The sequence below is a fragment of the Nitrospira sp. BLG_2 genome, assembly GCF_049222245.1.
Genome location: NZ_JBLYIG010000123.1, coordinates 1 through 12329 on the forward strand (window position 1 = coordinate 1; position 12329 = coordinate 12329).

At 55.2% G+C, this 12329-nt stretch carries 13 protein-coding genes; 7 read left to right on the forward strand and 6 right to left on the reverse strand.

What is annotated here, in order from left to right:
- From atpA to ACOSYY_RS03565, 4 genes are all read left to right on the forward strand, one after another.
- Positions 1-963: F0F1 ATP synthase subunit alpha (atpA, locus tag ACOSYY_RS03550; protein ID WP_421660891.1), on the forward strand; the 963-nt coding region annotated here is incomplete at its 5' end.
- A gap of 147 nt (positions 964-1110) precedes the next feature.
- Positions 1111-1989, forward strand: a complete 879-nt coding sequence (gene atpG / locus ACOSYY_RS03555) for an ATP synthase F1 subunit gamma (RefSeq protein ID WP_421660892.1) — start codon at positions 1111-1113, stop codon at positions 1987-1989.
- A gap of 89 nt (positions 1990-2078) precedes the next feature.
- Positions 2079-3521: a F0F1 ATP synthase subunit beta gene (atpD, locus tag ACOSYY_RS03560; RefSeq protein ID WP_421660893.1), complete on the forward strand. Its 1443-nt coding sequence runs from the start codon at positions 2079-2081 to the stop codon at positions 3519-3521.
- A gap of 121 nt (positions 3522-3642) precedes the next feature.
- Entirely contained in the window at positions 3643-4062 is a 420-nt protein-coding gene (locus ACOSYY_RS03565) for a F0F1 ATP synthase subunit epsilon (protein ID WP_421660894.1), read from the forward strand.
- Positions 4063-4124: 62 nt separating this feature from the next.
- Here ACOSYY_RS03565 and ACOSYY_RS03570 read toward each other — a convergent pair whose 3' ends face one another.
- From ACOSYY_RS03570 to ACOSYY_RS03585, 4 genes are all read right to left on the reverse strand, one after another.
- Positions 4125-4337: a hypothetical protein gene (locus ACOSYY_RS03570; protein WP_421660895.1), complete on the reverse strand. Its 213-nt coding sequence runs from the start codon at positions 4335-4337 to the stop codon at positions 4125-4127.
- A 17-nt stretch (positions 4338-4354) separates the two neighbouring features.
- On the reverse strand, positions 4355-5125 hold the full coding sequence (locus tag ACOSYY_RS03575; RefSeq protein ID WP_421660896.1) for a proteasome-type protease: 771 nt from the start codon (positions 5123-5125) through the stop codon (positions 4355-4357).
- On the reverse strand, positions 5122-6102 hold the full coding sequence (locus ACOSYY_RS03580) for an alpha-E domain-containing protein (protein ID WP_421660897.1): 981 nt from the start codon (positions 6100-6102) through the stop codon (positions 5122-5124). Before ACOSYY_RS03580 ends, ACOSYY_RS03575 begins: the two co-directional genes overlap by 4 nt.
- Positions 6103-6175: 73 nt before the next feature.
- Entirely contained in the window at positions 6176-7600 is a 1425-nt protein-coding gene (locus tag ACOSYY_RS03585; protein ID WP_526023274.1) for a circularly permuted type 2 ATP-grasp protein, read from the reverse strand.
- Positions 7601-7868: 268 nt separating this feature from the next.
- Between ACOSYY_RS03585 and ACOSYY_RS03590 the strand changes: the two genes are divergently transcribed.
- From ACOSYY_RS03590 to ACOSYY_RS03600, 3 genes are all read left to right on the forward strand, one after another.
- Complete coding sequence (locus ACOSYY_RS03590; protein WP_421660899.1) at positions 7869-8873, forward strand: RluA family pseudouridine synthase; 1005 nt, start codon at positions 7869-7871, stop codon at positions 8871-8873.
- Positions 8867-9289 carry a hypothetical protein gene (locus ACOSYY_RS03595; protein ID WP_421660900.1) on the forward strand — a complete coding sequence of 141 codons (423 nt, stop codon included), beginning with the start codon at positions 8867-8869 and terminating at the stop codon, positions 9287-9289. The genes ACOSYY_RS03590 and ACOSYY_RS03595 overlap by 7 nt, the downstream gene beginning before the upstream one ends.
- Before the next feature lie 312 nt (positions 9290-9601).
- Positions 9602-10033, forward strand: coding sequence for a GNAT family N-acetyltransferase (locus ACOSYY_RS03600; protein ID WP_421660901.1), 432 nt, complete (start codon positions 9602-9604; stop codon positions 10031-10033).
- 77 nt (positions 10034-10110) lie between these two features.
- On the opposite strand, the gene ACOSYY_RS03605 is transcribed toward ACOSYY_RS03600, so the two are convergent.
- Together ACOSYY_RS03605 and ACOSYY_RS03610 are read right to left on the reverse strand one after the other, a co-directional pair.
- The gene (locus ACOSYY_RS03605) at positions 10111-10740 is read right to left on the reverse strand and encodes an outer membrane beta-barrel protein (protein ID WP_421660902.1); all 630 of its coding nucleotides are present in this window, start codon (positions 10738-10740) and stop codon (positions 10111-10113) included.
- 156 nt (positions 10741-10896) lie between these two features.
- Positions 10897-11727: a metal ABC transporter permease gene (locus ACOSYY_RS03610; protein ID WP_421660903.1), complete on the reverse strand. Its 831-nt coding sequence runs from the start codon at positions 11725-11727 to the stop codon at positions 10897-10899.
- Between the last annotated feature and the right edge of the window lie 602 nt (positions 11728-12329).

Genomic DNA, 12329 nt, shown 5'->3' on the forward strand with positions numbered 1-12329 from the left:
CAAAAAGGCCTGAATGTCTTCTGCATCTACGTCGCCATCGGCCAAAAACGTTCGACCGTCGCGCGAGTCGTGAAGACGCTCGAAGAAAACCATGCCATGGAATACAGCATGGTGGTCTCCGCCAGCGCCAGCGATCCGGCGCCGATGCAATTCCTGGCGCCCTTCGCGGGCGCCGCGATCGGGGAGTATTTCCGCGACAACGGCAAGCACGCGCTCATCGTGTATGACGATTTGTCGAAACATGCGGTCGCCTATCGCCAGCTTTCATTGTTGCTCCGTCGGCCGCCTGGGCGCGAAGCCTATCCGGGCGATGTGTTCTATTTGCACTCCCGGTTGCTCGAGCGCGCGGCCAAGCTGAGCGACAAACTGGGCGGAGGCAGTCTCACAGCACTTCCCATCATCGAAACGCAGGCCGGCGACGTGTCGGCTTATATTCCGACGAACGTCATTTCGATCACGGACGGTCAGATCTATCTGGGTAGCGATCTCTTTTACTCCGGTATCCGTCCGGCGATTAACGTCGGCCTGTCGGTCTCCCGGGTCGGAGGGTCCGCGCAGATCAAGACCATGAAGCAAGTGGCCGGTACGCTCCGGTTGGACCTCGCGCAGTATCGCGAAATGGCGGCGTTCGCTCAATTTGGAAGCGAGCTGGACAAAGCAACTCAGATGCAGCTGGCGCGCGGTGTGCGCATGGTGGAATTGCTCAAGCAAGGTCAGTATAAGCCGATGCCGGTGGCCGATCAGGTCCTGTCGATCTATGCGGGCGTCAATGGATTCCTCGACGATGTGCCGGTCGACAGGGTGCAGCACTTCGAGGGTGATCTGCTCCACTACATCCAGCAGAACCACCCGGAATTGAAAAAGGAAGTCACCACCATCGGCAAGATCGACGACAAGGTCGGCGGCCGACTGAAGGAGATCATCACGACCTTCAAGCAGAAGATGGGGTACGGGGCGAAGTAACGCATCGAACATGTTTCCCTGCGATCGATCAAAACGGTCATCCAACGAGGCCGCAGGGAGCCCGACGACTGAGGCGTACGGTGTATGTACGCCGCAAGGAGAAGGGGCGACTGAGAACAACGTTGGGGACCGTTTTCATCGGAACGCATGCCAAGTCTTCAATCGTTGCGCAGAAAGATAGCGGCCTTCAAGAATACTCAGAAGATCACCAAGGCCATGAAGATGGTGGCCGCGGCGAAACTTAAACGCTCGCAGGATCGCATACTTTGCGCACGCCCCTATGCTCATAAGATGCGTAGGGTGTTGAGTAATCTGAGCCGGCGTGTCAACCGCTCTTCCCATCCGCTTCTGCAGAAACGCGAAGGGATAAAGGTCGAGGTGCTTGTCGTCACGAGCGATCGCGGGTTGTGCGGAGGCTTCAACGGCAATATCGTCCGCAAGAGCTCCGAATTCGTCCGGCAGTGCGAATCTCGCGGCTTGCAAGTGAATCTGAGCATTATCGGCCGCAAAGGGCGCGACTATTTTAGGCGGCGCAGTTGGCGGATCCGCCAGGAGTGGACCGGCATCTTCGATAAACTCAGTTTCGAGCACGCGATCGACATCGGCGCCGACCTCACGGATAACTTCGCCAAAGGCTCGTTCGACGAGCTGTATGTCGTGTACAACGAATTCAAGTCCGCGATTCAGCAGCGCGTGATCGTCGAGAAGCTCTTCCCCGTCGATGCGCAAGTTGAATTCGGGAGCGCGCAAATGGAAGGGACGACCGGTGGCAGTTATCTGTACGAGCCGGAAGAGGCGGAACTGTTGGACGCCTTGGTGCCGAAGCATTTCCAAGTGCAGGCCTACCGGATTTTACTGGAGTCAGCGGCCGCGGAACACGGTGCCCGTATGGCTGCCATGGATGGGGCAACGCGCAACGCCGGTCAACTCATCAAGAAGGTCACGCTCTACTATAACAAGACCAGACAGGCTGCAATTACGAAAGAACTTATGGATATCGTCGGCGGCGCCGAAGCACTCAAATAGGACAGTTTTGAGTGCTGAGTGACGAGTGCTGAGAAAGAGTCGTTTCTCTCGGCACGCAACGCCCAGCGCTAGAGCAAAGGAGTTATACTGTGAGTACAGGAAAAGTTATTCAAGTCATCGGGCCGGTCGTGGATGTGGAATTCCCTCCGGGCCGTCTCCCCAACATTTACAATGCGATCAAGGTGACACAGGAAGAGAATAAGGCTGCGGGCAAGCCTGCTGTGAATATCACGCTCGAAGTCGCCCAGCATCTTGGCGAGAACCGCGTGCGCGGGGTCGCCATGTCTTCGACCGACGGGTTGACGCGCGGAATGGATGTAAATGATACCGGGGCTCCGATCTCGGTGCCGGTCGGGCGCGAAACACTTGGCCGCCTCATCAACGTGCTCGGCGAACCCGTCGACGAAAAGGGGCCTCTCAAGACCAAGAAGACCTATCCGATCCACCGGCCTGCTCCAAAGCTGGAAGATCAAGAAACCAAGACCGAGGTGTTGGAAACCGGCATTAAAGTCGTCGATTTGCTCGAACCGTATAGTAAGGGCGGTAAGGTGGGACTGTTCGGCGGTGCCGGCGTCGGTAAGACCGTTATCATCATGGAGCTCATTAATAACATTGCGTTGCACCACGGCGGGTTTTCCGTATTCGCCGGCGTCGGCGAACGTACGCGAGAAGGAAACGACCTCTGGCACGAAATGCAGGAATCGAAGGTCATCGATCCGGACGACTTTACGAAGTCCAAAGCCGCATTGGTTTACGGACAGATGAACGAGCCCCCCGGCGCGCGACTTCGCGTGGGGCTGACCGGTCTCACGGTCGCGGAATATTTCCGCGACGAAGAGAATCAGGACGTGCTCCTCTTCGTCGACAACATCTTCCGCTTTACGCAGGCAGGCTCCGAAGTTTCCGCATTGCTCGGTCGTATGCCGTCAGCCGTCGGTTATCAGCCCAATCTTTCAACTGAAATGGGCGCCTTGCAAGAGCGCATCACCTCGACCAAGCGTGGATCAATTACTTCTGTCCAAGCCATCTATGTGCCTGCCGACGACCTGACCGACCCGGCCCCGGCGACGGCGTTTGCACACTTGGATGCGACCACCGTGTTGTCCCGGTCACTCGCGGAATTGGGTATTTATCCGGCGGTCGACCCCTTGGACTCAACTTCGCGTATTCTCGATCCGCAGATCATCGGGGAAGAGCATTACAAGATCGCGCGCGGCGTGCAGTCCGTCCTCCAGCGGTACAAGGATCTTCAAGATATTATCGCGATTCTCGGCATGGATGAGTTGTCGGAAGACGACAAAATGGTCGTGGCTCGCGCCCGAAAGATCCAGCGCTTCCTTTCGCAGCCCTTCCATGTCGCTGAAGCGTTTACCGGCGCTCCCGGCAAGTACGTCAAACTCAAAGATACGGTCCGCAGCTTCAAAGAGATCCTCGACGGCAAGTACGATCACCTGCCCGAGCAGGCGTTCTATATGGTGGGTCCGATCGAAGAAGCGGTGGCCAAAGCCGAGAAAATGGGAGTGAAAGTTTAGCGGAGCAAGCAGGATGTCCTCTGTGCTCGCGCAACGCGCGGTCTCGGAAGACCTTCGTCGCATGCGCGCAGTCGAGGATGCATCGATTCCCGCCTCAAGGTGGGAATGAAGGAAGAGGGAAATGGCGGGGAAAATTCTATTAGAGGTTGTGACGCCGGAAAAGCAGCTGCTGAGCCTGCAGGTAGACGAAGTCATTGCCCCTGGGGCTGAAGGAGAGTTCGGCGTGCTTCCTGGGCACTGCCATTTCCTGTCAACCCTTCGCATCGGCGAACTTCGTTATCGTGTTGAGAGTCAAGCTCATTCAATGGCCGTTCTGTGGGGTGTTGCCGAAGTCACACCGACCAAAGTCACCGTCATGGCGGAAATCGCGGAGAGAGCGGAAGACATTGATGTGGACCGAGCTACTGCCAAAGTCGCTGAGGCGGAGCGACGCCTTCAAGCGGGCGGCTTGCCGTCCGAAGTCAAAGAAGCCCAGATCAGTCTTGAAAAGGCTCGTCTTCGCAAGAAGATCGCCGAACGGATGAGAAAAACAGGCCACTAAACTATCAATTCTCTCACTGCATGGCTTGCAGTCCTCAGTTATGCAACCTCCTCACGCTCAGTTTATTCCCGCATCCCATTTCGCCTGACCGACCGAGCTGAGATCACTCCGCCAAGAATACTGGCTACTGTGTTGTTCGATTTCTCAAGCTCATAGGCTTCAGTGGCCGCGGCGTCCTGCGAGCTTCTCTGTACGAGGCGCTCGGGCAGTATCAAGAGGCGGACGACGCCGGACCGTGCGCTTGCGATTTCCGTCAGCGACACGCTGTTGCGCATGCCGCCGGCCAATCGACTTATAAAGATGTATCGGAGCAGTTTTTCAGTGAAGCTCTGGTATCACGAGGAAGTTCGTCGAGCAGATGCTCGATCCACGTTGACGGCAATTTCTCAACCGCCTCGTAAATGCGGGATTGCCACCAAGACGAGATCTCGGCGAGGTCTTCTTTCTGAAAGCGATGTTCGATGATATCGAAGGTATCGTGCCGATAGAGTACGACATCGAGAGGGTATTCGACGCTGGTGGAGCTGGTGCGGGTGGCGTCGAAAGCCAGAAATCCCACCTTCAGAGCAAGATCCATGTTGGAGTGGTACCGCAGCACACGATCGAGGAGCGGTTTCCCGTAGCCGGTTTCACCGATGATGCAATAGGGAGTGCCCTCGCTGACTTCCACCCAGTTCCCTTGGGGGTAGATGAGATAGAGCTTGTGCTCCTCGTCGTTTTCCAGCTGCCCTCCGACCAAAGAGTGAAGATCAAAGATCAACCCCGCTTTATCGAGCGCCGCCTTATCCTCCTCCGCCACACGGCGAATCTGAGCCGCAAACACATTGACGGCCTTGAACAGCTTATCGAACATCTGATCGCTGTCCCCGATAGCCTCGTCGAAATAGGTGACCGCCTTGTCGCGTACGGAACGCAGCCCAGATGTCATAAGAAACATCGAGTGTCGACCGTGTTGATGGATGGAAACCTTCCGCGCCATGATACACTCCGCGCCGGTCGTCACCCGCGTGTCCGCGATGCCGACAAGCCCGTCTTCTACTTTCATGCCTAGGCAAAAAGTCATTGTGCCTCCGCTCCGGCAATTGTACTGTGAATCGGACGAGGGGCAAAGAACGTCTCGCAAATGGCGTCTCCGACACGATTGAGTTCCGCTTGAAAGCGATCCAAGAATTCGTGCAGGCCGCCGGCTACGCAATCTTCGAGATCGCCGAAGTCCAGCTCGGCGCGCAGCCGTCCCAGCCGCTTCTCCGCTTGGTTTTGATAGGACCCGTGCTCGGATCCGGAGATGGCGTGCAGCGAATCTTCGCCCTTGATGAGACAGTATCGGATGGCTCGCGGGAAGGTGGAGTCGAGAATCAGAAATGCCGTGACGTCGTCCGGCGAAATCCGGCCAAAGCGTTTGTAATACGTCTCCAAGGCACTGGCGGACTTCAGCAACGCGGACCACTGGATGATATCGAACGGCGTCCCGACTTCGGCGACAGTCGGAAGCAACATGAAATATTTCACGTCGAGAATGCGGGATGTCTTGTCCGCCCGTTCCAACAGACGACCAAGCCTGGCAAAATGCCACCCTTCTCCGTGCGACATGGTGGCATCGGTAATGCCCAGAAAAAGGTGGCTGCTTGCCTTCACTTCCGTCAAGAACGCATGAAGATTCTTGCTGGACAACCCTTTGGACGCCGCGGCCCTCACCATGAGATAAAAGCGGTTGACTTGCTCCCACATGTCGGTAGAGATGACTTCCCGGACTGATCGAGCGTTTTGTCGAGCCGCCGTGAGACAGGACAAAATCGAGTTGGGGTTTGCGGCATCGACCGAAAGAAATTGGATGACGGTCTCCTTCGTTGCTTTCCCACAGCGGTATCCGAAGCTCTCATGATCCCCTGTGGTTGCCACCAACGGTTCCCATTGCTCAGTCGTGCCTCTGGGAAGATCGAGCGTAAGGTTCAAGTTCACCTCGATGAATCGAGCATAGTTCTCCGCTCGTTCGATGTAGCGGTTCAGCCAATAAATGGAACTGGCGACTCGGCTCAACATCGTTGACCGGACCCTGTTTGCTTACCGGGTACTGGACCGTTGCCGGAATTCCACCCCATCAGGAAGCAGGTGTTCATGAAAGGACCCATGTGTCTTTATTGCCTCCGCCCTGAGACGAATTCACCACGAGGGAGCCTTTCCTCAATGCCACTCGCGTCATGCCTCCCGGTAAGACATACAGATCGCGGCCATATAAAACGTACGGACGCAGGTCGACATGACGTCCTTCGAGATGATCATTCACCAAGGTAGGCACTCGAGAGAGCTCAAGAGTCGGTTGGGCAATATAGTTGCGCGGGTCTGCCTCGATGCGGCGGGCACAGTCCTCGCGTTCTTGCTTTGAGGCATGAGGACCGATCATCATTCCGTACCCACCGGCTTCGTTCGTGGCCTTGACGACCAGTTGATCCAAATGCTCCAAGACATAGGTCCGGTCCCGTCTATCGGAGCAGAGATAGGTCGGCACGTTCGGGAGTATCGGTTCCTCTGCCAAATAGTAATTGATGATCTTCGGAACATACGCATAAATGGCTTTGTCGTCCGACACGCCGGTGCCGGGCGCATTGGCGAGCGCGACTCTCCCTCGCTGGTAAGATTCCATGAGGCCGGGAACTCCAAGCAAGGAATCGACTCGAAATGCCAGAGGGTCCAAATACGCGTCGTTGATCCGCCGATAGATCACATCCACGCGCTGAGAACCCTTGGTGGTACGCATGTGAACCGACCCATCCACGACGACCAGATCGTTCGCCTCGACCAACTCCACACCCATCTTTTGGGCGAGCAGCGAATGTTCGTAATAAGCGGAATTGAACGTGCCCGGCGTAAGAATCACAACCGTTGGGTCGGGGAGCTCAGAAAGAGATCGAAGGGTTTCCAACAACTGGCTTGGGTATCCATCAACCGGCCTCACGCGATAGGCCTCGAACAGCTCGGGAAATGTCCGTTTCATGACCTGTCTGGCTTCCAATACGTAAGCCACTCCGGACGGACAACGCGTGTTGTCTTCTAGGACATAATACCGGCCGTCGCTGATGCGGACGAGATCGATGCCCGCCACATGACACCAGATGCCTCGCGGCGGAGTAAGACCCACGCAGGGCCGCAAGAAGCCCTTGCTGGAATAAATGAGTTCGCTGGGGATCACTCCGTTCTTGAGGATCGTTTGGTCGTGGTATACATCGTCGATAAACAGATTCAACGCCCGCATGCGCTGACAAAGCCCCGCTTCAATGTGCCGCCAATCCGACGCCGGAACTATCCGTGGCACGATATCGAAGGGGAAGATTTGTTCATGTCCGTCATCGCTCCCATAGACGCCGAATGTCATTCCCATGCCGAGAATCACGCGTTCCGCCGCTTCCTGTCTTTTTTTCAGTTCCCCTTCCGGCAGTGACGCAAACTTTCGCAGTAAGAGGGTGCTACCGGGCCGTGGCTGGCCTACCCCCTCGTACAACTCGTCGTAGAACCCCTCTGGGTTGTAATGAGAAAAGCGCATGCCCATATGAGTTATTCCAAGGGAAGCACCCTAGCAAAACTCCCGGCCGGCTTCAACGGCTCTGCCGAAGCGAAGTTGAAAACGACTGCTCGGCTCATCGCTCAACCGATGTGCATAGCCGGACGTCGCGCGCCGTGGATCCTGAAATCCTTCCTCACGGCTGAGCGGCTTCATCTCCGCTGAGAATATGGTCCTCCGTCACGAAAGAAGCAAACCAACGACATCTCCAATTGCATTTGGTCGATGCTCTTTAGTAGCGTACTCGCTCATGATTACAGAATTTATCATCACCGCGGGAGAGCAGCCCAAACGGTTGGATCTTTTTCTCGCCAATCGGGAACGGGATGTCTCACGCTCGGCGTTGCAGCGTCTGATCGAGCTGGGGCGCATCCGCGTCAATGAGCAGACGGTAAAGCCGAGCCACAAGATCAAACCCGGCGATCGGATCACGATGGATGTGCCGAAGCCGGAGCCCCTCTCGATCAAGGGAGAGGCGATCCCGCTGGAAATCATGTTCGAAGACCAATTTCTTTTGGTGTTGAATAAACCACCCGGCATTGTCGTTCATCCGGCCCCGGGGAATTGGACTGGCACGCTCGTCAACGCACTGCTGCATCATTTCCAAACGTCGGGCGGAACCATTTCGACCATTGGAGGGAAAGAGCGGCCCGGCCTCGTCCACCGATTGGATAAGGAAACCTCCGGCGTGATGGTGATTACAAAAACCGATACGGCGCATCGTTCCCTTGCCGCGCAATTCAAGCTTCATACCATCACACGGGTCTACGAGGCATTGGTCTGGGGCGTTCCCAAGAAAGGTCGAGGCTTGATCGAACTGGCTATTGGTCGCGACAGCAAAGACCGGAAGAAATTTTCCTCAAGAACGACCAGTCCAAAGGAATCCGTTACTGAGTATGTGGTGGAGCGGCGGTATGGAAAAGTGGCGGCTCATGTGCTTCTCTACCCGCAAACGGGACGAACTCACCAGCTTCGGGTTCACCTGGCCTCCTTGGGGCATCCCATTCTTGGGGATCACACGTACGGCGGACGAAAGGTGTGCATGGTCGGTGACGTTGAGATTCCCAGGGTCATGCTCCATGCGAGAACCCTCGGCTTTACTCATCCAGCGACGGGCCATGTGGAGGATTTCATGAAGCCGATGCCTGGCGATATGGAGCGAGTGAGACAGGCGTTTGAACAGCGCATCATCCCGGGGGAGAAGATGCCGCAAGGAGCAGTTGCCGACATACACTTTGCTGAGGATGCATGTTGACCACCGAAGTACTCGATGCCGTGGGAGGGCTCGCTTCTTATCTCAAATCCTATGCCGCCAAACTCCCACCCATTGTCCATTTGAGCACACCGTCCGCGGGCCTGAAACCTTCCTTCGAGGCGGTTGATAGCTATGAAACCATCGTATCACGCGTGCGAAGCCAGAGCTCCGGAACTCCATATAAGGCGCTGAATGAATCGTTGGTGTCCTCTCTGGAGGCATTTGAAATCGGGAACCTTATTGGAGCCGTTCAACCGCTTCTCTCGGCATTGGATCACCTGGAACGAATGCAGCGGGATAAAGAGATTGAAATGGGACGAATGGACGAAAAACGGCTGCATGAATACCGGGCCGGCCTGCACAAAGTCCTCCCCGGCAATAAGCCTGAGTTGGACGGCCCCGGTCAACGCATCTAGATGATAGTTCTGGACGTTGATGTCTTCCTATCGACCTTCGGTTCACCACTCACAATTCAGCGCTCAGAACTGCTCGCAGCGACTAGTGACCCATCTTGGGTCCCAACGCGTTCGTTCCAACGGTGACCAGTTTGAAACGAGACGTGCTACCGCAGTGGGGGCACTTCGCTCGGACGGTTTCATCGTCGAGTATTTCGTATTCATCGGCTTTCAGCCACATGAGCTGGAAACACTTTGGACAGCTACGGACTTGCGTTGACATCGGTTTCCTCGTACACTTCAAGATAATCGGGAGGGATACTCTAGTATAAGATGCCTCCAACCCTCAAGTCCGCCATCACCTACTCTCATGATGGACCCTCTGACGCATCTCAGCTCCTTGGGCTGTTTCACCAAGCTCCATGGGCCAAGAGTCGATCTCTCGATGATGCGAAGAAAATGCTCGGCCATACCGACCTTGCCCTCTATGCTTGGGATGGAGATCGGCTCGTCGGATTCGGTCGAGTACTCACAGACTTTGTCTACCGTGCAACGATCTGGGATGTGATCGTCGACAGGGCATATCAGGGGCAAGGCGTGGGGACCGAGATCGTTCGCCGCATTCTCAATCATCCACGTCTCAAGAAGGTGGAGCTCTTTTGGCTCTGTACCAGGCGCCCTGGGTTTTACGAAAAGCTGGGTTTTAGCTCAAAGGAGCAGACCGGCATGGTTTGGAGTAGAAGTAAAGATAGTCGGCTTGAATGAAAACGATGAGCCATGCCTCATGCCCACCTCCTACCGTACGGTATGGCGGTGATTCCGAGGCGCCGTGGAGAGGTAGATTAAAAGAACATCTTTCCGCCGAAGAGAAAGCCGAACGAGGACGCATTCCAATCATCATTCCGTAATCCATTGATCGTTGCATGCCCATCGTTCCGTTTGTAGGCCCATTCTGCATTGAGGGCGAACCGTTCATTGAGCCGGTAATCGGCCCCCCACCCTAACCGCCAGGCAAAGGTGTTGCTGGGGCTCACGCGAAGGGCCGTGTCTTCGCCGAAGCTGTTGACGTTCACGCCGAAGCTCATATTTACATACGGAGTAATTCGATCCCATTTCACCGGGCGCACCTCGATTGTCGGCAACACGGATACCGTATCTTGATGCCCAAGGTCCGAGTCCGGCTGTTCCAGGCCCACTCCATGTCGTTCCCACTCAAGCATCATTCCGACCAAGAGCCACGTATTCACACTGTATAGGCCTTGAAAATTGACGAGCGGTCCGACCGAGGTTGAGGTGTTTTCGGAAAGCTGTTGGGTCAGCGGTGAAAATCCCGCTCGAAAGCCCACTATCCATTTGCCTGGTTCTGTCCCTCCGAACTCTTCTGCGAGCGCGCCGTTGAAAAGGGGGAAGAGAGCGACGCCGACGGTGAACACCAACCCAACTATACATGCTCGGAACGTTTGCGTGCGCATAAGATGTCTCCTCTCGTGCTCGACTTTTGTAGAGAGAAAGTTCAACGGAATAATGGTCCGTATCGTCATCTTCTTACACTAGGAAGAACGATAGCATGACGTGGGGCGGTATTCCTGCCTTGCACGTAGCATTATCACGAGAATGAAGCAAGGTACCTAATGAGAATGGACCAATTGCGCGCGCTTCACCCGCTTCGGCGAAAAAAAGACGGCGACAAAGAAGATGGTGGTTGCCAATAGAACTATTGCCGGCCCGGAAGGGACGTCCCAGAGCGCCGAAATTATGACGCCGGCGACCGAGGTCAAGATTCCTATCATCGCGGAATACAGGGTGAGGGCGGCCAGACTATGAGTGAGCTGGTAGGCCGTCGAAGCTGGAATCAAAATCATGGCAAAAACCAAGATCGCTCCCACTGTTTTCAGCGAGACCACCACCGTCAAGGCGACCAACGTCAAGAGGAGAAAAAATATTTGTCGCGCGGGCACGCCGGACGCTTCAGCCATCTCTTGGTCGAAGGCGATGAAATAGAGTTCTTTGGCGAACAGCAGAAGGAGACCCAACACGAATACACTTAACGCTCCGATGATTTGAAGTTCCTCAGGAGTGACCGATAGGACACTCCCGAATAAGTATCCGTACACCTCGGCATTGTAGCTTTTCATCAGCCCAATAAAGAGAATACCAAGCGCCATCGTCGTGGTGTAAAGAATGCCGATGGAGACATCAAGCTTCATCCGGCCTCTCTCTTCGACCCACCCGGTAAGCCACACCGTCGCAAGGCCGAATACAATGGCCAGCGGCAAGGGCGGCCATCCCATCAAGTAGCCGAGGGCCACGCCGGCAAATGCGGCGTGCGAGGTCCCGGCTCCGACAAATGCCAGTCCCCTCAGGACGACAAACACGCCGATAATCGAACAGAGCCCGCCTACCATCGCGGCGGCGAGAAGAGAACGCTGCATGAAATCGTAAGCGAGAAGATCAAGCATGAGTAATGGGTCGCTAAGGAATAAGCGCTGACTCAACCAATGTTATCTGACCATTAATCGTAGTGTGCAGATTCTCGATCCCATCGGATAATGCAGATAATGCCTCGAACCCAGAAGGTGCGATTATTGAACCCGCTCCCTGGGGAATCTCACACAGCAAGAATTTTATTGAGCAAGCGGCTACAACCGGGCTATAGGAGGTACCGCATTTCCAGCTCCCCGCAGTCTAGTTTTTAGGGAGGTCTCATTGAAGCCAGCAGTTCTACTTTTCCCCTGCTAAGGCTATCACTCCTGACCGCTTATCTTCACTTATGCATGATCAGCACAGATTCTTTATCGAGGAATGGCCGATTGGTTCGATCCAAGACCTCGACTTTCGACGCAATGGAGCTGGAATATTCCAATACTTTCTTCTTCGAATAGCGATTCCAGTACCAGCCCTTTCTTGTCTCATGGACATGATTCTGCAAAACGACTTTTCTGCCGAACATATCTTTGTCTCTGCCATTGATCGTGGATTCTGGATAAGGATGGAAATCAATCTTGTCCCCCCCCCCTCATCATCGGATAGGCCTTCAAAAAACAGAATCCAAACCTCTCTT